Genomic DNA, 20392 nt, shown 5'->3' on the forward strand with positions numbered 1-20392 from the left:
CACCTCACCAACCCGGAGTGGGTCAGGTCACCTGCGCGGCGGACACCCTCCGGGAGTCAGCTCAATGGCCCGACGTGGCCAGAACGGGCTCCGCGGCGAACGCCACGACCGGACCGACCACGAAGACCGCCGGTGGACACACCCCCGCCCGAGCCGCCACCGCGGCGATCTCGTCCAGGCGTGCCGGCAACGAACGCTGCCCCGCGTGACCGGCGTCCTGCACGGCGAGGGCCGGGGTGTCCGGGGCGCGCCCGTGCGCGATCAGCTCCGCGGCGACGGCGCCGATCGTCTCGACTCCCATCAGCACCACCAGGGTGCCCCGGGACCGGCCCAGCGCCGCCCAGTCGACCAGCGAGTCCGGATGTCCCGGCGGTAGGTGCCCGGAGACGACGGTGAACTCGTGCGCCGTCCCGCGATGGGTGACCGGCACCCCGGCCAGGGCCGCCGCGGCCACCGCGCTGGTCACCCCCGGCACCACGGTCACCGGGATCCCGGCCGCCGCGCAGGCCAACACCTCCTCGTGTCCGCGTCCGAAGACATACGGGTCGCCGCCCTTGAGCCGGACCACCCGCCGCCCAGCACGGGCGTGCCGGACCAACGCGGTGTTGATGGTGTCCTGCCCGACGGAGGGCCCCCGGGGTGACTTCGCCGCGTCTACCACCTGCACCCCCGGGCGTAGTCCGGCGAGCAGTTCCTGCGGGGCGAGCCGGTCCACCACCACCACGTCGGCGACCGCCAGCAACGCCCGGCCTCGGACGGTGATCAGGTCCGCCGGACCGGGCCCACCTCCGACGACCGCCACCGCACCCGGCCGCAACACGGGCTCGGAGTGCTGATGCTGATGCTGATGCTGATGCGGGTGCGGGTGCGGGTGACTGTGCCCGCCCACCGGGTCGTCCGGGTGGTCGTGCGGGGTCTGCGGCCGACCCACCTTGTCGACGAAGCCCGGCATCGACACCCGGTACGCGCAGGTGTCGCAGTTCATCCGGATATCGCCCCGCACCGCCTCGGCGTGGCGTTCCAGCACCAGGTCGGCGAGGGAGTCGCAGTCACCGATCAGGTCCGCCACCCGCAGGTCCAGCCCCGGGTGGGCGGCGGCGTACTCCCGGGACTGGGCCCGGATGCGATCCGGTAGCACCCCGGTGAAGAGGAAGTACGGAGCGACGACGATCCGCCGCGCCCCGAGCCGGCGCAGCCGGTCCAGGACCGCCGGCACGGACGGCTCGGCGAGCGAGATGAAGCCCGGCTCAACGCCCGCGTAGCCCCGTCCCTCCCACAACAACCGGGCCACCTTGGCAACCTCGGCGTTCGCGTCCGGATCGGTAGAGCCGCGCCCGATCAACGCCACCCAGGTGTCGGCCCGATCCGCACCGGCCAGCGCGGCATCGATCCGCTCCTCGAGCGCGGTGTGCAGCAACGGGTGCGGGCCGAGCGGTCGGCCGTAGGCGTAGGACAGGCCGGGGTGGCGCTGCTGTTCCCGGGCCAGCGCGGCCGGGATGTCACCCTTGCCGTGTCCGGCCGCGGTCAACACCAGCGGCAGCGCCACCAGTGCCCGGTGTCCCCGGCCGGCGAGCGCGCCGACCGCATCGGTCAGGGGCGGACGAGACAACTCGATGAAGCCGCCCTCGACGTCGCCGACCATACCGCCGGCACGGGTGCGGACCCGTTCGACCAGCGCGGCGAACTGCGCCACCCCCTCGGCGCTGCGGGTACCGTGCCCGACGATGACCAGTGCGGTCACTCTTCCCCCTCCACATAGAGCAGGGCGTTGAGGGCGGCGGCGGCCACCGCCGACCCGCCCTTCTCGCCCCGGTTCGAGATTCCCGGCAGGCCGCTGACGCGCAGCGCGGCCTTCGACTCCGCGGCGCCGACGAAGCCCACCGGCAGGCCGACCACCAGGGCCGGCCGGGCATCCAGGGCGAGCAGTTCGGTCAGCGCGGTGGGTGCGCAGCCCACCACCCACACCGCACCGGGCCCCACCCGGTCCAGGGCGATCCGCACCGCGGCGGCCGAGCGGGTGATCCCGGCCCGCCGGGCCAGCGCGGCGGTGCCCGCCTCGGCAACCGGGCAGACCGTTTCCCGGCCAGTGATCCCGGCGGCGACCATCGCCACATCGGCCACGACCGGCGCACCGGACCGGAGCGCGGCCAGCCCACCGGCCAGCGCGGCCTCGTCACAGACCAGATCTGTCACGTAGCTCAGGTCCGCGCTGGCGTGTACCACCCGCTCGATGACCGCGCGGGTCAGCGGCGACAGGTGCCGAAGGTCAACCCGCTCCCGCAGAATCCGGTACGACTCGACCTCGATCGGATGCACCAGCCGACTCACCCGTCCTCCCGCACCGCTGCGGCGTTGTCCGGGGTCATGATCATCGGCTCCTCCTGTCGCGGGCCGGCGGTGCGGATGGCACCAACCGGGCAGATCTCCAGACACTCCAAGCAACCGGTGCAGCGGTCGGCCCGGATGACGAGGCCGCCGGGCACCGGCCGGATGGCGTGCGTGGGGCAGGTCAGCAGGCAGGCCCCGCAGCCCTGGCAGGCGTCAACCCGCACCGGAGCGGGGCCGGTCACGTCCGCCACCGGTAGCCGCGCGGGGTGACCATCCGGCCGGCGACCCGGCGCGTCTGGCTACTGCCCACGACCACGACGCTGTACATGTCGACGATCGCCGGGTCAAGGGTCGCCAGGGTGGCCAGGTGCACCCGCTGCCCATCCCGGCTGGCGTTCCGGACCACCCCGACGGGTGTGTCCGGCGGTCGGTGCTCCGCGAGGAGCCGCAGCGCCGCCGGCAACTGCCAGTCCCGGTTGCGGCTACGCGGGTTGTAGAGCACCGCTACGAAGTCCCCCTGCGCCGCGGCGGCCACCCGACGGGCGATGACCTCCCACGGGGTGTGCAGGTCGGAGAGGCTCAGGTAGGCGTGGTCGTGCCCCAGCGGCGCCCCGAGCAGGGCCGCCGCCGCGAGGGCGGCGGTCACCCCGGGCACACCGACCACATCGACCCGGTCGTCGGCGTACTCCAGGGCCGGGCTCGCCATCGCGTACACCCCGGCGTCGCCGGATCCGACCAGGGCGACGGCCTGGCCGGCGGTGGCCTCGGCGACGGCGGACCGGGCCCGCTCCTCCTCGGCGCCGAGCCCGCTGGCGAGCACCCGGGTCCCCGGGCGCAACAGGTCGCGGATCTGGTCCAGGTACTGGTCCAAACCGACCACGACGGCGGACCGCCGTAGCTCGGTCACCGCCCGGGGGGTACGCAGTTCGGCCGCTCCGGGTCCGAGGCCGACCAGGGCGAGCCGGCCGCGCGGCGCATGCCGGGCGACCGCGACGGTCGCCATCGCGGTCGCGGTCTTGGCTACCAGCAGTTCAGCGTCCCCGCCGAGTAGGGCCGCGGCCTCCGCGACGCTCGGCGTGCCGACCGCGGCGCGAACCACCTCGCTGGGGTTGGGCACCGCAACCGCCGCCAGCTCCGCGGCGGACCAGGTCGTCAGGGGTATCCGCAGCGCGTCGGCGGTGGTGCGAATACCGTCCTCATCGGCCTTGATGTCGGCGCTGGCCAGACAGCGCAGGCTCGCCGCGCTGAGGCCCGCGGTGGCGAGCACCCGATCCAGCAGGGCACGCACCTCCGCAGCTGGCACGCCGCGGCTCGCCCCAACTCCGGCGACCAGTGCGGGGGGCCGGAGCACGGCGGTCCGCTCATCCAGGGGCACGATCCGGTCGGTGACCAGCACCCGATAGCCCGCCGCGGGGGCACCGGCGGGGACGACCTGGACGTTGGCTGGCAGTGCCGGCAGCGGCCAGGGCGCATCGGCGACCACCGTGACCGGCTCGCCGTCCAGGATCGCCCGGCTTACCGCGGCGACCGCCCCCTCGACTGGCCAACCGAGGGTGTCCAGGCCGGGCAGGTCGACCGCGTCGGTGGCGGTGGTGACCACCGGCGCCGCGTCGAGTAGCGCCCCGACCTCGGCAGCGAGGGCGTTGGCGCCCCCGGCGTGCCCACCGAGCAGGGCCACCGCGTACCGGGCCGCCTCGTCCACCGTCACCACCGCCGGATCGCTGCGCTTGTCGTCGAGCAGCGGTGCAAGGAGGCGGACCACCGCTCCGGTGGCCAGAAACGCGACGACCTGGTCGCACTCCAACCAGGCGGTCCGGAGTCCGGCGGCGGCGCTCTCCGCCTCCAGCAGCCGGGCCTGCGGCCAGGCATCGGCGAGGACACGGGCGTGCCGGCGCCCCGCCGCGGTGACCGCGACCAGACCAATCCGGCGCGACCGGGTCTCGGTGCGTTCGACGTGCTTCACAGGAGCTCCCCGGTGAGGACGACCACCGGATTGGTGGCCGCGAGACGGATCGACCCGCCGGGCAGGTCGGCGAGGCGGGCGGCGGAGAGTTGGACACCGTTGACCGTGTAGCCGGCGGCACGCAGCACGTCCCGGGCCGGGGCGACCCGGTCCAGCGCGGCGAGCGCGACGAGCACCCGCGCCGGCCGGCGGGCCGCCACCGCGGCGAGCACCCCGGTGCCGCCCCCGCCGACGAAGACCGCGTCGGCGTCGGGGAGCCCGCCCAGGGCGGCCGGGGCGGCGCCGGGAACCACCCGTACGTCCACGCCGTGCCGAGCGGCGTTGCCGTGAACCAGGTCCACGGCGGCCGGATCCCGCTCAACCGCGACGACGGCCGCACCGAGCAGGGCACACTCGATGCCCACCGAGCCGCTGCCGGCACCCACGTCCCACACCAGCCGGCCGAGCCGGGGCCGCAGCCCGGCCACGACCAGCGCCCGCACCTCCGCCTTGGTAATCATCGAGTCGCGGTGCCGGTACGCCCCCTCGGGCAGCGCCCACCCGGCGGCCGGGGCGGCGGCCGGCTGGTTGTCCACCCGGGCCGCTCCGACCGGTCCGGGGGCGAGGCTCAGCAGCACGTGCGGATCGGTCCAGCTACCGGCCGCCGCCTCCGCCGGGGTCATCCAGGTGATCCGTTCGGCGTCGGTGCCGAGGTGCTCGGCCACCACCAGCCGACGCGACCAGCCGGCCAGACCGGCACCGAGCTCCGCGGCCCCCGCGCCCGGCGCGGTGAGCACCGCGACCCGGGGCAGCGCCCGGCAGGCGTTGAGCGCCTCCCGGACATCCCGGCCATGGGCGCTGACCACGGCCGCGCCGTCCCAGGAGAGCCCGGCGCGGGCGAACGCGGCGGCGACGCTGGACACCGCCGGTAACACCCGCACCGGCAGCCCGGCCGCCCGCAGTCGCCGCACGATCCCGAAGCAGCCCGGATCACCGCTGGCGAGGACGACGGCCGGGGTGCCGGCGGCAACCGCGGTGGTGAGCCGCTCCAGGGCCGGCACCAACGGACCGAGCACGACCGTCTCCACGCCGGCCGGCACCGGCGCGGCCGCCAGGTGCCGGGCCGCACCGACCACGAGCCCCGCCCGCGCCAGCTCGGCGGCGAGGGCGGGGTGCGCCGGGTTGCCGGCGGCGTCCACACCGGCCACCGTCACCACCGTCGCTCCGACTCCGGCACCGGCACCATTGACGACGGAGTCACCGGCGCCGTCGGCACCGGTCCCCCGCCGATCCACCCCCGGCGTACCTGTCACCGGGCCCACCGCCCGCTGGCGGCCACGCATCGCCGCCCGGCGAAGTCCACCATCGCCACGTCAACGGCGACGGCGTCCCCGGCGAAGCGGCGCAGTACCGCGCGGACCCGACCGCAGAGCAGGTCACCGGCGGGGCCGAGCAGGCCGGCGGCCTCCCACAACTCGTACGCGTGCCGGCCGGTGTTAGCGGCGGTGACGGCGGCGGCCAGCTCGGCGGCGCCGCCCGCCTCGATGGTGACGGCACCGAGGAGTGACAGATCCACCTTGGAGCGGGTGTAGTGGGTCATCAGCACCCCGGCGGCGAGCTTGGCCAGCTTGCCAGCCATCCCGACAAAGGCCACTCCGGACATTCCGTGGGTGACCGCGGCGGTGACCGCCGCACCGGTGAAGTCACCCACCTCCACGAAGCACACCTCGGGCAGCTCCGGCAGCAGCGCACGGGCGGCCCGCTCGGTCCGCCCACCCGTGCACAGCACCACGGTCGACTCTCCCTGAGCGGCCGCCACCTGTACGGCCTGCACGACACTGGCCCGCCAGGACGCGGTGGAGAAGGGTCTGACGACGCCGGTCGTACCGAGGATCGAGATGCCGCCGAGGATGCCGAGCCGGCGGTTCGTGGTCTTCCGGGCCATGATCTCGCCACCCGGGACACTGATCACCACCCGGACGCCGCGGACGGCCACATCGACCAGCTCGGCGACCGCCGCGCCGATCATCTGGCGCGGGGTGTCGTTGATCGCCGGTCCGCCGACGGGCAGTCCCAACCCCGGCTTGGTCACCGTGCCCACCCCGGGCCCACCCACCAGGGCCAGCCCCGGGACCCGTCGCCAGCCGACCGTGGCGGTCAGCTCGGCGCCGTGGGTGACGTCCGGGTCATCGCCAGCATCCTTGACCACCACCGCCTCGGCGCCGCCGGCCGTACGGCCGCAGCGGGCCACCGGGAAGCACACCCGCCGCCCGGCCGGCAGTCCGATCTCGACCTGCTCCGGCGACACGCCGGTGACCAGGGCGGTCAGCGCAGCCTTCGTCGCGGCCGTCGCGCAGGCGCCGGTGGTCCAGCCGGTGCGAAGCGCCACGGGCCGGACCTTCGCGGTACGCGGCAGGTCCGGCTCACGCAACGGCGGCACCTCGTAGGCCATCAGGTCGGCCGTTCCGCCCGAGCGGTGACCCCCTGGCGAAGGGCGGCCCGCGCGGCCGGTTCCGCCCGCCGGTGACCGTGAAAGTGCCCCGGATGGTAGAGGTGCGAACGGGTACCGGCGGCCGCCAGCGCCGGCCCGACCAGGATGAGGGTGTGCTTCCAGAGCCGGTGTTCCTTGACCGTCGCCGCGAGGGTGCCGACGGTACAGGGCGCCACCAGCTCGTCCGGCCAGGTCGCCTGATACGCCACGACCGCCGGGGTGTCGGCCGAATACCCCCCGGCGAGCAGCTCGGCCTGCACCTGACCGGAGCGGGCGGCGGAGAGGAACAACGCCATCGTCGTGCCGTGCCGGGCGAACTCGCGCACCCGCTCCCCCGGCGGCATCGGCGTCTTCCCACCCTCCAGCCGGGTGAGGATGACCGACTGGGCGATCTCGGGAACGGTCAGCTCCCGACCGATCCGGGCGGCGACCGCGGTGAACGAGGAGACCCCCGGCACGATCTCCACGGCCAGCCCGAGCGCCCGACACAGGTCAAGCTGCTCCTGCACCGCGCCCCACAGCGCCGGATCGCCCGAGTGGATCCGGGCCACGGTCAACCCGTCGGCGGCGGCTCGTCGAAACAGGGGCAGCACCCCCTCCATCGGCAGCCGCGACGAGTCGACGATCTCGGCGTCCGGTCGGGCGTGCGTCAGCACGTCGGCGTGGACCAGGCTGGCCGCCCAGACCACCACGTCGGCGGCGGCGATCACCCGGGCCGCGCGCAGGGTCAGCAGATCCGCCGCGCCGGGTCCCGCACCCACGAACCAGATGGTGCCGCTCACAGTTTCCCCCCTCGGCGGTCCCGGCGGGCCGGGACCAGCAGTGTCGACAGGTACGGCGGGTCGTCGCCGGCCTCGGTGGCCGGACCGACGCGGTCGCCGGCCAGGCCCAGCCCGCTACCCAGCACCGCGTCGGTGAGTCGACCCTGCCGGCGGAGCTCGGCCAGCAACTCCGGGTGCCGCCGCCACCCCTTGTAGGCGACGACCGTGCCCGGCCCGGCGACCGCGTCGGCGAAGAGCGCCAGCCCGGCGGTGGCCGGCAGCAGGGTCAGTGGCTCTCGCCCCTCGCAGAGTGGAACTCCGCTTCTGGCGGCGAGTTCCTGCATGGCAGTTATGCCGGGGACGGTGTGCACGGCGACCGCCGGCCGCAGTTCGCGGAGGGTCTGCGCCAGATAGCCGAAGGTGGAGTAGACGTTGGGGTCGCCGATGGTGGCGAAGGCCAGAGCCCGGGCGCCATCGTCAACGGCGGTGGCGACCGCCTGCGCGGCGGCGTTCCACGCGCTCTCCCGCCGTCGGGTCACCCCACCCCGGTCGTCCAGGGCGAACGGCAGCCGGCGCAGCCGCTCCGGCGGAAGGTACGGGGCGATCGTGGTCTCGGCCCGGCCGGGAGTCACGGCGCCCGCCGGCCGGTCCAGCACGGGTACGAAGACCACGTCAGCCTCGCGCAGCACCCGTACCGCGCGCACGGTGAGTAGCTCGGGGTCGCCGGGGCCCACCCCGACCCCGGTCAGCGTCACGGTCATCGGGTCGCCGCCGCTACCAGCCGCCGGGCTGCTCGGGGCTGGCCGGCCCAGTGGGTGTGCAGGTATGAGGCGTGGATCCGGCCGGCGACGAAGCCGTGCGCGGCCCCGTCCCAGCGCCATGCCGGCTGCTCACCATGACCGGGATCGGTGCCGGTGCGGTGGAACTCGTGCCCACGAACCAGGTCACCGGCGGCGTGCGGCACCGAATCGGCGGCGGCGACCGCCGCCCGGTAGCCAAGGGTAAGCCGTCCGGTCATCCGGGCGGTCAGGTCAAGTCGGCCGCACATCGGCACCCCGTCCAGTTCGCGTCCCAGATAGAGCAGTCCGGCGCACTCGGCCACCACCGGTCCGTCGAAGGCGGCCAGATCGGCGCGCAGCCCGGTGTTGGCGGCGAGCGCCTCCACGTACATCTCGGGAAACCCGCCGCCGACAACCACGGCCCGGGTATCGGCGGGCAGCGCCTCAGCTCGCAGCGGATCGAACGGCACAACGGTGGCACCGGCGGCCGTGAGCAGCTCGGTCGTCTCGGTGTAGCCGAAGGTGAAGGCCGGGCCACCGGCGACGGCTACCACCGGCCGGTCGGTTCCGACCGGGCCGCCGACGGCGGCGGTCGGGTCCCAGGCCGGCGCGGTCAGTGGCGGCGCGCTTCGGGCCAACTCCAGCACCGCGTCGAGGTCCACCGTCGCTCCCACCAGGTCGGCCAGTGCGTCAACCACGGCGATCGACTCGGCGGCCCGCTCGGCGACCGGCACCAGGCCGAGGTGGCGGGCGGGGGCGGCGACCTCGGCGGCCCGGGTGACCGCGCCCAGCACCGGTACGCCGCCCTCGGCCAGGGCCTCGCGCAGCAACGACTCGTGCCGGGGCGAGCCGACCCGGTTGAGCACCACCCCGCCGATTCGCACCGCCGGGTCGAAGGCACCCATTCCGAGGGCCAGGGCGGCGGCGCTGCGCCCCTGACCAGTGGTGTCGAGCACCAGCAGCACGGGCGCGGCGACGAGCCGGGCGACGTGGGCGGTGGAGGCGTACCCGCGGTGGCCGACCGCACCGTCGTGCAGCCCCATCACCCCCTCGATCACCGCGATGTCGGCGGGACGGGGCATGGCTGCGCCGTACCGCAGCAGACCGGTGATCCGCTCCTCCCCCACCAGCCACGGGTCGAGGTTGCGGCCGGGTCGGCCGGCGGCGAGGGCGTGGTAGCCGGGGTCGATGTAGTCCGGACCGACCTTGTGTGGACTGACCAGGTGGCCCCGACGGCGCAGCGCGGCGAGCAGCCCGGTGGCGATCGTGGTCTTGCCGTGGCCGCTGGCCGGCGCGGCGACCACGACCCGCGGCAGGGACCAGGGGACGCTCACCACTCGATGCCCTTCTGGCCCTTCTGGCCGGCGTCCATCGGATGCTTCACCTTGGTCAGCTCGGCAACCAGGTCGGCGGCGGCCACCAGGCGCGGGTCGGCGTCCCGACCGGTGATGACGACGTGTTGAAAACCGGGTCGGGTGGTGAGGGTGTCGACCACCTCGGCGACGTCCACCCAGCCCCACTTCATCGGGTAGGTGAACTCGTCGAGCACGTAGAGGCCGTACCGCTGGGCGGCCAGGTCACGCTGGATCTGCCGCCACCCCTCGCGGGCGTCGGCGGCGTGGTCGGCCGCGCCGTCGCGCTGGATCCAGGACCAGCCCTCACCCATCTTGTGCCAGCTCACCGGGGCGCCCTGACCGGTCTGCTCGTGCACCTCGCCGAGGGCGCGGAAGGCGCTCTCCTCGCCCACCCGCCACTTGGCGCTCTTGACGAACTGGAACACCCCGATCGGCAGTCCCGCGGTCCAGGCCCGCAGCGCGAGACCGAAGGCGGCGGTGGACTTCCCCTTCATCGATCCGGTGTGGACGATCAACAATGGGCGATTTCGCCGCTGCCGGGTCGTGAGCCCGTCGGCCGGCACATGCGTCGGCTTACCCTGCGGCATCAGCGCACGCTCCGCTCGGCGGCGACACCGGCGGTCGCCAGGGCCGCCAACGGGGCGGTCGTCACGGTGGGCAGGGGGTGGTGGGCGGCGGCCAACTGGGTGGCCAGGCGGCGGGCCAGATCGAGGCGGACGGGGCCGGACTCGCAGTCCACGACGACACAGGGCGCGCCGGTCGCCCGTAGCACCGCCGCCGCCCGCGCCGCGCGGGGCAACGGGTCGGCGCCGGCGGTGGCCCGACCATCGGTCAGGACCAGGGTCAACGGTTGCCGGCGGGGGTCCCGCAGGCGCTCCACCCGCAGCAGCTCGGCGGCGGCGAGCAGGCCCTCCGCGAGCGGGGTACGCCCGCCGGTGGGCAGCTCGGCCAGCCGGGTGGAGGCGGCGAGCACCGAGGCGGTAGCGGGCAGCAGGACCTGCGCGCCAGCACCACGGAAGGCGACCACCGCCACCTTGTCGCGGCGCTGGTAGGCGTCGGTGAGCAGGGCGAGCACCGCGCCCTTGACGGCACTCATCCGCTGCCGGGCACCCATCGAACCGCTGGCGTCCACCACGAAGAGCACCAGGTTGCCCGCCCGCCCCTCCCGAACGGCCTCCCGTACGTCAACCGGGTGTATCCGCAGCGGTCCACCCGTCCGTCCCCGGGCGACCTGGTGTCCGGCGGCGGCCCGGACCGTCGCCGGCAGGTGCAGCGCACCGAGGCGGCCAGCCGGCACCCGGGCGCCGGTGGTGCGGCCACGCCCGGTCCGCGCCCGCGACCGCCGGCCCGGCACCCCCTCGCCGATGCCCGGCACGGTGAACAACCGCGCCCGGAGCCCGAGCTGCGGCGCGGCCACCGGGTGCGGGACCCCACCCGGATGGGCGTCCCCGCTCGGATGCGCGGACTGGGTGGCACCGTCCTCGGGGCCTACGGGCCGTTCCGAACCGGACGGGTCAGCCATCGAGTCGGCGCTGCCACCGGGACGGATGTCTGCCGCGGAGCCGCTGTCCGGCTCGGGCCCGGTGTCGCCAGCCGGGCCGCCCGCACCACTGGGACCGGTGTCCCCGCCCGAGCCGCCGTCGGGTGTGGTGCCGCCCCCCGGACCACCGTCGGGACCGGCGTCATCTCCCGGACCACGGTCGGGACCGGGGTCGTCGTCCGGGTCATCGGGATGCTCCTCCTGCGCCCGGTTCAGCGCCTCGTCGAGGCGTTGTTCGTCCAGTCCCGGCGGGTCGAACGGGTCCCGGCGGCGACGGTGCGGCAGAGCGAGCCGGGCGGCCACCCGGACATCTTCCGCGGTCACCCGGTCCCGGCGCTGCCAGGCGGCGTGCGCCACAGCCGTCCGGGCGGTGACGATGTCGGCCCGCATCCCGTCCACGTCGAACGCCGCACAGACCTCGGCGATCTGCCGTAGTGCCGCGTCGGTCAGCACCACCCGGTCCAGCCGGGCGCGGGCGTCGGCCACCCGCCCGGCGACCGCCGCGTCCTCCCCCGCCCAGCGGGCGGCGAAACCGGCCGGGTCCGCGTCGGCGTCGAGTCGGCGACGCACCACCTCCACCCGTACGGCCGGGTCGCGGCTGGCCGTCACCTCCACGGTCAGCCCGAACCGGTCGAGGAATTGTGGACGCAGCTCCCCCTCCTCCGGGTTCATCGTGCCGACCAGCAGAAACCGGGCCGCGTGGCGGACCGACACGCCCTCCCGCTCCACGTGGCAGCGCCCCATCGCGGCGGCGTCCAACAGCAGGTCAACCAGATGGTCGTGGAGCAGGTTCACCTCGTCGACGTAGAGCACCCCCCGGTGGGCGGCGGCGAGCAGGCCGGGCTCGTAGGCGCGGACCCCGTCGGCGAGCACCCGCTCCAGGTCGAGCGAGCCGACCACCCGGTCCTCGGCGGCGCCGACCGGCAGCTCGACCAACGCGGCCGGGCGACGTTCGGTCGCCGGCGCCGCCGGGTGGGGCCCGTCCGGGCAGCCGGGGTCGGGCGTCCGCGGATCGCAGGCGAACCGGCAGCCGGCGACCCGGACCACCGGCGGCAGCAGGGCGGCGAGGGCGCGCACCGCGGTCGACTTGGCGGTGCCCTTCTCGCCCCGCACCAGCACCCCGCCGATCGTCGGGTTGACCGCGTTCAGCAACAGCGCCAGGCGCATGTCGGCCATGCCGAGTACGGCCGAGAACGGGTAGTTCGCCCCGGGGGCCTCCGGTCGCGGCGGCCGTGGGACCCGCAGGCCCGGTTCACTCGTCGTGCTCATCCGCGGTCCTCCAGATCACCCTCGCTGGCCAGATACGTCTCCCGGAGCCGCTCCAGGGTGCTCGGCTCCGGCTTTGCCCACAGCCCCCGGTCGGCGGCCTCAAGCAGCCGTTCGGTCATGCCGCGCAGCGCCCACGGGTTGGACCGCTCCAGGAACTCCCGGGTCTCTTCGTCAAACAGGTACGCCTCGGCGAGCCGCTCGTACATCCAGTCGTCGACCACGCCCGCGGTGGCGTCGTAGCCGAACAGGTAGTCGACGGTGGCCGCCAGCTCGAAGGCGCCCTTGTAGCCGTGCCGGCGCATCGCCGCGATCCACCTCGGGTTGACCACCCGGGCCCGGAACACCCGGCGGGTCTCCTCGCTGAGGGTGCGGGTCCGCACGTCGTGCGGCATCGCCGAGTCGCCGACGTACGCGGCCGGGGCGGCACCGGTGAGGTGCCGGACCATCGCCACCATCCCGCCGTGGTACTGGAAGTAGTCGTCGGAGTCGACGATGTCGTGCTCCCGGGTGTCCTGGTTCTTCACCGCCACGGCGATCCGCGCGAAGGCGCGTTCCATGTCGGTGCGGGCCTCCCGGCCGTCCAGCCCCCGCCCGTACGCGTAGCCGCCCCACACCGCGTACACCTCGGCCAGGTCGGCGTCGCTGCGCCAGTTCCGGGCGTCGATCAGCGGAAGCAGCCCGGCCCCGTAGGCGCCCGGCTTCGACCCGAAGATCCGGGCGGTGGCCCGGCGCTCGTCGCCGTGCCCGGCGAGGTCCTCGGCCACGTGCGCCCGGAGGTGGTTGTCCGCGGCCGACTCGTCCAGCGCGGCCACCTGTCGTACCGCGTCGTCCAGGAGCGCCACCACGTGCGGAAAGGCGTCCCGGAAGAAGCCGGAGATGCGGACGGTCACATCGATGCGGGGGCGACCCAACTCGGCCAGAGGCACCACCTCGACCCCGGTCACCCGCCGGGAGCGGTCGTCCCAGGTGGGTCGACAGCCGAGCAGCGCGAGCACCTCGGCGATGTCGTCGCCCTGCGTCCGCATGGCGCTGGTGCCCCACACGGTGAGCCCGACCGAGCGCGGGTACGCCCCGGTGTCGGCGAGGTGCCGGCTCAGCAGCGAGTCGGCCAGGGCCACGCCGACATCCCAGGCGTTGCGGCTCGGGATCGCCTTCGGGTCGACCGAGTAGAAGTTGCGACCGGTGGGCAGCACGTTGACCAGGCCCCGGGTGGGGGAGCCGGACGGACCCGGGGGCACGAACCGCCCACTGAGGGCGGCGAGGGTGTGCGCCAGCTCGTCGGTGGTGCGCTCCAGCCGCGGCACCAGTTCGGTGGCGCCGAAGCGCAACACCGCGGCGGCCGCCGGAATCGCCCCACCGGTGACCTCGGAGACGACCTCCTCCGTCCGGTCGGCGGGCCAGCCGAGCGTCTCCATCCCGAGAGCGAGACGCCGGGCCAAACCCTCGATCAGATCGACGGCGTCGGCGGCGGTGCTGGCGGGCCCATCGGCCGCCTCGGTCAACGGGGCCGGCACCCGCACCCGGGCTCCGGGCGCGGCGAGCAACGCGGACTCGTCCAGGCCGTAGCCGGCGGCGAGAGCCTGCCGCAGGCCGGGCAGGGCCCGGGTCCCGCCCCACACCTGTGGGGCGCGCAGCACGGCGAGCACCAGGTTGACCCGGGCCTCGCCGACGGGTGCTTCGGCCAGCACGTGCAGGCCGTCGCGGATCTGCACGTCCTTGACCTCGCAGAGGTAACCGTCGAGGTGCAACACGAAGTCGTCGAAGTCGTCGGCGGCCGGCATCTCCGACTGGTGCAGATCGTGGTGCAGCTCCGCGGTACGCACCAGCTCCCAGATCTGTCCCCGGACGACGGGCACCTTCGCCGGGTCGAGCGCCTGCACGGTGGCGTACTCGTCGAGTAGCTGCTCCAGCTTCGCCAGGTCCCCGTAGGTCTCGGCGCGGGCCATCGGCGGCACCAGGTGGTCGACGACGACCGCGTGCGCGCGGCGCTTGGCCTGCGTCCCCTCTCCCGGGTCGTTGACGATGAACGGGTACACCAGCGGCAGGTCACCGAGGACCGCGTCCGGGGCACAGTCGGCGGCCAGTCCGAGGCCCTTGCCCGGCAGCCACTCCAGGGTGCCGTGCTTGCCCAGGTGCACCACCGCGTCCGCACCGAAACCGCCCGCCGCGGCGGGGGCGGCCAGCCACCGGTACGCGGCCAGGTAGTGGTGGCTCGGGGGCAGGTCCGGATCGTGGTAGATGGCGATGGGGTTCTCCCCGAACCCGCGGGGCGGCTGGATCAGCAGGACCACGTTGCCGAACCGCAGGCCGGCCAGGACGAGGTCGCCACCGTCGGTGTACAGCTCGCCCGGCGGCTCCCCCCAGTGGCTGACCATGTCGGCACGCAGTTGCGCCGGCACCTGGTCGAACCACCGCCGGTACGTCTCCCGCGGCACCCGCGCGCTGGCGGCGGCGAGTTGCTCGGGGGTGAGCCACTCGACGTCGTGGCCGCCGGCGGCGATGAGCGCGTGGATGAGGGCGTCCCCGTCGTCCGGGACCGGCGCCGCGCCGAGGTCGTAGCCGGCGGCGGCGAGCGCGGCGAGTAGCCGCACCGCGCTGGCCGGGGTGTCCAGGCCGACGGCGTTGCCGACCCGGGAGTGCTTCGTCGGATACGAGCTGAGCACCACCGCCACCCGTTTGTCGCCGTTCGGCAGGTGCCGCAGCCGGGCGTGCCGGACGGCGATTCCAGCTACCCGCGCAGCGCGCTCCGGCTCTGGTGCGTAGACCGACAGCCCGTCGGCGTCGAGCTGTTTGAACGAGAACGGCACGGAGATGATCCGCCCGTCGAACTCGGGGATCGCCACCTGCATCGCCGCGTCCAACGGGGACAGCCCGGCGTCGCTGTCGGCCCACTGCTCCCGCGTGCTGGTGAGGCAGAGCGCCTGGATGACCGGCAGGTCGAGGGCGGCGAGCGCACCCACGTCCCAGGCGTCCTCGTCGCCACCACCGGCCGCGTCGGCGGCCACAGTGCCCCCGGCGGCGAGCACGGTGACCAGCAGCGCGTCGCAGCGGGCGAAGAGTTCCAGTGGGCCCGCGCCGGCGGTCAGCCCGCGCAGCGAGCCGCAGAAGATCGGCACCGCGTTGCCCCCCGCGGTCTCCACGGCGTCGGCGAGCGTGTCCACGAAGGCGGTGTTGCCGGCGAGCGCGTGCGCCCGGTAGAAGACGATGCCGACGGTCGGCCGGTCAGGGCTGATCGACCGTTCCCCGTGCGTCCCGTACGCCGGGGTCGGTGCGGGGGGCGCGAACCCCTCCCCGGTGAGCAGCACCGTGTCAGAGAGGAACCGGGCCAGCTGCGCCAGGTTCTCCGGGCCCCCCTCGACCAGGTAGGACAGGGCTTGGGTGGTGACACCGGAGGGCACGGTGGAGGCGGCGGTCAGCTCGGCGTCGGGGACGCTCTCCCCGCCCAGCACCACCGTCGGCACGTCCGCGGCGAGGACCGCGGCCAATCCGTCCGGCCACGCGGCCCGACCGCCGAGCAGGCGTACGACGGCCAGGTCCACGCCGTCGAGCAGTTCCGGTACGCCGTCAGCGGCCACCCGGGTCGGGTTGGCCAGACGGTAGTCGGCCCCGCTCGCTCGCGCGGCGAGCAGGTCGGTGTCGGCGGTGGAGAGCAGCAGAATGCGCACGGCAAACTCCGGAGAGTGACGCCCGCGCGGAGGTGCGGGCGATCAGCGGAACGGGAGACGATTCGGCTTCGCGGGCGCCACCTCGGGCCACCCGACCGGGCGGCCGACTGGACCCGCGTCAGGCAGCGATCAACCGCGGGCAGCGGGGCGGAGAGCGACGGCGCCAATCACGGCAGTGGGGCCGCTCTCGACAGCGGGCCCCGTCGCGGCAGCGCCGGGCCGCGGAGCGGTCGCGGGCACACCGTCACCCGCCAGGTTGGCACGACATTTGTCGATGAATGGGATGCTACGCATCGGGTCCTCCTCGGGTATCCACGCCCTGGGGTGCACCGACGGCCGAAGTATCCTGGCTCCCGGATTGACGCTCACCCCCGGCCTTCCAACCGCGCGACGCACGGTCGTGGCTCCACAAGGAGGATCGCTCCCCGGTGACAGTGGCGGGACCGCGCCGGATTCACACCGGCTTCCTTCACTGCCGTCCGGCCGCGAACTCTGCCACACCGCTACGTCCCGGTCAACGCAACCGAGGTGAGACCAGTGGGTCAACCGGTCCCGGAGCCATGGCCCCGGGCGCGGCGACTACCGAAGGCGCCGCTCCGGGTGGGCCCGGTTCCAGGCGCGCATCCGCTCGGGATAGCCCATCTTGGCCGCTTCGTACAGCGGCAGGGCCAGCCGGCGGGCAAGCTCCGCGGCAACCCGTGGCGACCTGGTACGGCGGCGAATCCACTCACCGTCGTGCGCGATCGCCACCACCGTCGTGTCCGTCGCCGTCGTCTCCGGCTCCAGGTAGAACTCGACTCCGGTCCGGCTGGCGACGAACTGCTCCAGCGCCACCAGGTCCGCACGGGTGCCCTCCCGGTCGAGCTTGGTCGGCACCCCGTCAGATCCCCAGGTACGCGACCGCTTCCGACTGAACCAGCCCATGCCGCTCCTCCTTGCATCTCCAGTGCCGCCGGCCTCCAGTGCACCACCCTTGGCTGAGCGCCATCTGTACGCCCCCTGATGCCGGGCTGAGGGTACGTCGTGAGCGGGTGGAGCCAGGTCCACAGGGCTGGCCGGCTCAGCGCGACGGGGGCGGGAGTGAGGCGTGCGTCACCGCGAGCACGAGCCGGTCCCAGGAGTGGGTCAAGCTGCGGCCAGTGAGCTCGGTGAGCCGGCGGAGCCGATGGCGCATGGTCTGTGGGTGCAGTCCGATCGTGGCCGCGGCCTCGATCGCCGACCCGTGGGTGAGGTACGCGTGCAGCCCCTCGAGCAGGTGGGCGTTGGCGGGGGTGAGCACCGGCCCGAGGACCGCGGCGTGCAGTGCGGCACGGTCAACGGGGGGCGCGCCATGCAGTACCGCGACGGTGAGCGCGTCGCCGCGGTCGAGGAGGGTCCGGCGGGCGAACGCCGCCACGGGCGCGTGCTCGAGCGCGGCTACCGCGGCCCGGTAGTCCTGCGGCAGGGTCGCCGGGGAAGCGCCACTGATCAGACAGGCCCGCCAGCCGCCGGCGGCCACGGCCGTCGCGACCGCGGACCGATCGTGCTCGTCCGGGAGCAGCAGCACACCCGCGCCGGCCCGCACCGTGCTCAGCAGCGCTCCGGTACTCAGGTCGACCGGGCCGTGGTCCGCGCCGACGGCTGGCGACGCAACGAGCGCGGCCACGCGGGCCGGGTGGGTCTCCGGACTGGCCTGGTCGCCGACGGCGAGGAGGAGGCCGAAGCTGGCGGGAACACGGACGTTGAGCTGCTCGGTACGGTCGGCGAGGGCGCCGGGCGAGGTCTGGCGACCGGCGAGCAGATCGTGCAGAAACTCGTCGATCAGCCGGCGCCGGTCGGTGATCAACTCGGCGGCCTTGTGCTGGTAGCCGTTGGCCAGCGCCTCGGACAACTCGTCAAGCGCGGCGACGAGGGCCTGCACCAGCGCGGCGAGGTCGGCGACGGTCAGCCCGGGCGGGGCGTGCTCGGCGACAGCGTCGGTGATGATGGCCGCCGCGACCCGATAGGCACGCAGCACCGCCAGCAGTGGTCGACCGTCGGTGGCACGGGTGGCACCGATGCCCCGAAAGCGGCTGATGTCCCGGGCAGTCAGCCGAGTGCCATCCACCCACATCTCGGTGAGCCGGGTGACGGCCCACTGGGCGATGGCCGTAACCTCCCGCAGTTGGGTGTCGCTGAGTTCGCGGTAGATCGGGACCTGGTCAACGACCGCGCCGACCATCTCATCCACCAGGGGCGAGTTACGCTCGGTGAGCATCCGATGCATGACCAGGCGTTCCGCGAGGCCCACCCCGGTCACCGCCCCTCGCACTGCCAGCCGGCCCGACCTCCCCGGACCGCGCGGATTGACAATACTCATGCTCACCTGGCGCGGAAGTGGTGGCGTCGCCCGGTTGACTGCGGCACGGTGGGGCAACCCCCGGCGCCGCCTTGCCCCCGCGAGCGGCCCGGAAGCGGGTCAATGCCCGCCCGCACCGATAGGAGGCAGCCGTGGAAGCTGACGTCGTCGTGGTCGGAGCCGGCCTGGCCGGGCTGGTCGCCGCCGCTGAGGCGGCAGACCTCGGCCGGAGCGTGCTCCTCGTTGACCAGGAGGGGGAGCAGAACCTGGGCGGGCAGGCCTTCTGGAGCCTGGGCGGACTGTTCCTGGTTGACAGCCCCGAGCAGCGGCGGATGGGCGTCCGGGACTCCCTCGAGCTGGCCCGGCAGGACTGGTTCGGCAGCGCCCAGTTCGACCGGGACGAGGACCGGTGGCCGCGCGCCTGGGCCGAGGCGTACCTGGAGTTCGCCGCCGGAGAGAAGCGGTCCTGGCTACGGCAGTACGGGCATCGCGTCTTCCCGGTGGTCGGCTGGGCCGAACGCGGCGACGGCCGGCCCGGTGGGCACGGCAACTCGGTTCCACGGTTCCACATCACCTGGGGCACCGGTCCCGGCGTGGTGGAGCCGTTCGAGCGACGGGTCCGGGCGCACGTCGACACCGGGCGGATCCGGTTCGCGTTCCGCCACCAGGTTGACGGGCTACTCGTGGAAGCCGGCGCGGTGGTCGGGGTGCACGGCAGCCGGCTGGAGCCGACCACGGCCGAGCGAGGCCGGCCGAGCAGCCGCACCGTGGTCGGCGAGTTCCAGGCCCGGGCCCAGGCTGTCATCGTCACCAGCGGCGGCATCGGCGGCAACCACGACCTGATCCGCCGGGCGTGGCCGGCACGGCTCGGCAGCCCGCCGAAGCGGATGGTGGCCGGAGTGCCGGCCCACGTGGACGGCCGGATGCTCGGCATCGCCGAGGAGGCCGGCGCCAACATCATCAACCCGGACCGGATGTGGCACTACGTCGAAGGGCTACGGAACTGGGATCCGATCTGGGAGAACCACGGAATTCGCATCCTGCCCGGCCCCTCCTCGCTCTGGCTGGACGCCGCCGGCAACCGGCTGCCGGCTCCGTACTTCCCCGGCTTCGACACCCTCGGCACCCTGCGCCACCTGCGCCGCAGCGGCTACGACTACTCCTGGTTCCTACTCACCCAGAAGATCATCGAGAAGGAGTTCGCGCTCTCCGGCTCCGAGCAGAACCCGGACCTGACCGGCAAGGACCTCAAGCTGCTGCTGTCCCGGGTACGGGCCGGTGCTCCCGGACCGGTCGAGGCGTTCAAGCGGCACGGCGAGGACTTCGTCGTCGCGGACACCCTCGACGACCTCGTCACCGGGATGAACCGCATCGCCGACCCGGACGTGCCGGCGATCGAGGTAGGCCGGATCCGTACGCTCGTCACCGAGCGGGACCGACAGCTCACCAACACCTTCTGCAAGGACGCCCAGGTCAAGGCGATCCGCTCCGCCCGCAACTACCGCGGTGACCGGCTCCTGCGGGTCGCCGCGCCGCATCGCCTCCTGGATCCGAAGGCCGGGCCGTTGATCGCCGTCCGGCTCAACATCCTCTCCCGCAAGACCCTCGGTGGGCTGGAGACCGACCTGGACGGTCGCTGCCGGACCCGCGACGGCGACGTCTTTCCCGGCCTCTACGCCGCTGGCGAGGTGGCCGGGTTCGGCGGTGGCGGCATGATGGGCTACAACGCCCTGGAGGGCTCCTTCCTCGGCGGCTGCCTCTTCTCCGGCCGGGTCGCCGGCCGCGCCGCCGCCCGCCAGCTCAGCTGACCGGCTGGGCCGGGCGGGCCACCGTTCGAAGGTGTGGATCCACAGTCCGTGGGCGACGCCGACCTGCACCGCGGTCGGGCCGAGCACCGCGAACGCAGCGACCAGGCACGTCAGCAGGGTGCGGCCGGGCCGGGACG

15 protein-coding genes and 1 riboswitch are annotated in these 20392 nt (G+C 74.4%); of the genes, 1 reads left to right on the plus strand and 14 read right to left on the minus strand.

Going from position 1 to position 20392, the window contains the following annotated elements; genetic code table 11:
- Positions 1-61 precede the first annotated feature (61 nt).
- From cobA to SALPAC4_RS0123165, 14 genes are all read right to left on the minus strand, one after another.
- Positions 62-1741, minus strand: a complete 1680-nt coding sequence (gene cobA, locus SALPAC4_RS0123100) for a uroporphyrinogen-III C-methyltransferase (protein ID WP_019872389.1) — start codon at positions 1739-1741, stop codon at positions 62-64.
- Positions 1738-2328 (minus strand): precorrin-8X methylmutase, encoded by a 591-nt coding sequence (locus tag SALPAC4_RS0123105; protein ID WP_018730493.1) that lies wholly within the window; start codon positions 2326-2328, stop codon positions 1738-1740. Before SALPAC4_RS0123105 ends, cobA begins: the two co-directional genes overlap by 4 nt.
- On the minus strand, positions 2325-2579 hold the full coding sequence (locus SALPAC4_RS0123110) for a DUF362 domain-containing protein (protein ID WP_019872390.1): 255 nt from the start codon (positions 2577-2579) through the stop codon (positions 2325-2327). Before SALPAC4_RS0123110 ends, SALPAC4_RS0123105 begins: the two co-directional genes overlap by 4 nt.
- Positions 2567-4291, minus strand: coding sequence for a precorrin-3B C(17)-methyltransferase (gene cobJ, locus SALPAC4_RS0123115; RefSeq protein WP_019872391.1), 1725 nt, complete (start codon positions 4289-4291; stop codon positions 2567-2569). Before cobJ ends, SALPAC4_RS0123110 begins: the two co-directional genes overlap by 13 nt.
- Positions 4288-5613 (minus strand): bifunctional cobalt-precorrin-7 (C(5))-methyltransferase/cobalt-precorrin-6B (C(15))-methyltransferase, encoded by a 1326-nt coding sequence (locus SALPAC4_RS0123120; RefSeq protein ID WP_019872392.1) that lies wholly within the window; start codon positions 5611-5613, stop codon positions 4288-4290. Before SALPAC4_RS0123120 ends, cobJ begins: the two co-directional genes overlap by 4 nt.
- Positions 5580-6722 carry a cobalt-precorrin-5B (C(1))-methyltransferase gene (locus SALPAC4_RS0123125; RefSeq protein WP_019872393.1) on the minus strand — a complete coding sequence of 381 codons (1143 nt, stop codon included), beginning with the start codon at positions 6720-6722 and terminating at the stop codon, positions 5580-5582. The genes SALPAC4_RS0123120 and SALPAC4_RS0123125 overlap by 34 nt, the downstream gene beginning before the upstream one ends.
- Positions 6722-7543 (minus strand): precorrin-4 C(11)-methyltransferase, encoded by an 822-nt coding sequence (gene cobM / locus SALPAC4_RS0123130; protein ID WP_019872394.1) that lies wholly within the window; start codon positions 7541-7543, stop codon positions 6722-6724. The genes SALPAC4_RS0123125 and cobM overlap by 1 nt, the downstream gene beginning before the upstream one ends.
- Positions 7540-8283, minus strand: a complete 744-nt coding sequence (gene cobI, locus SALPAC4_RS0123135; RefSeq protein WP_019872395.1) for a precorrin-2 C(20)-methyltransferase — start codon at positions 8281-8283, stop codon at positions 7540-7542. Before cobI ends, cobM begins: the two co-directional genes overlap by 4 nt.
- The gene (locus SALPAC4_RS0123140; protein WP_019872396.1) at positions 8280-9638 is read right to left on the minus strand and encodes a cobyrinate a,c-diamide synthase; all 1359 of its coding nucleotides are present in this window, start codon (positions 9636-9638) and stop codon (positions 8280-8282) included. Before SALPAC4_RS0123140 ends, cobI begins: the two co-directional genes overlap by 4 nt.
- A complete protein-coding gene (gene cobO, locus SALPAC4_RS0123145) occupies positions 9632-10243 on the minus strand; it encodes a cob(I)yrinic acid a,c-diamide adenosyltransferase (protein WP_019872397.1) in 612 nt (203 codons plus the stop codon). The genes SALPAC4_RS0123140 and cobO overlap by 7 nt, the downstream gene beginning before the upstream one ends.
- Entirely contained in the window at positions 10243-12465 is a 2223-nt protein-coding gene (locus SALPAC4_RS0123150; protein WP_019872398.1) for a VWA domain-containing protein, read from the minus strand. Before SALPAC4_RS0123150 ends, cobO begins: the two co-directional genes overlap by 1 nt.
- Positions 12462-16130, minus strand: coding sequence for a cobaltochelatase subunit CobN (cobN, locus tag SALPAC4_RS0123155; RefSeq protein WP_019872399.1), 3669 nt, complete (start codon positions 16128-16130; stop codon positions 12462-12464). The genes SALPAC4_RS0123150 and cobN overlap by 4 nt, the downstream gene beginning before the upstream one ends.
- 339 nt (positions 16131-16469) lie before the next feature.
- Positions 16470-16600: riboswitch (cobalamin riboswitch) on the minus strand.
- A 109-nt stretch (positions 16601-16709) separates the two neighbouring features.
- Positions 16710-17054: a hypothetical protein gene (locus SALPAC4_RS0123160; protein ID WP_018730504.1), complete on the minus strand. Its 345-nt coding sequence runs from the start codon at positions 17052-17054 to the stop codon at positions 16710-16712.
- Between the two features lie 136 nt (positions 17055-17190).
- Positions 17191-18399 carry a PucR family transcriptional regulator gene (locus SALPAC4_RS0123165; RefSeq protein ID WP_027645027.1) on the minus strand — a complete coding sequence of 403 codons (1209 nt, stop codon included), beginning with the start codon at positions 18397-18399 and terminating at the stop codon, positions 17191-17193.
- A 200-nt stretch (positions 18400-18599) separates the two neighbouring features.
- Here SALPAC4_RS0123165 and SALPAC4_RS0123170 point away from each other — a divergent pair, with 200 nt between their 5' ends.
- Positions 18600-20255 carry an FAD-binding dehydrogenase gene (locus tag SALPAC4_RS0123170; RefSeq protein ID WP_018736573.1) on the plus strand — a complete coding sequence of 552 codons (1656 nt, stop codon included), beginning with the start codon at positions 18600-18602 and terminating at the stop codon, positions 20253-20255.
- Positions 20256-20392: the final 137 nt, after the last annotated feature.

It is taken from the genome of Salinispora oceanensis (assembly GCF_000383575.1).
GTDB lineage: Bacteria > Actinomycetota > Actinomycetes > Mycobacteriales > Micromonosporaceae > Micromonospora > Micromonospora oceanensis.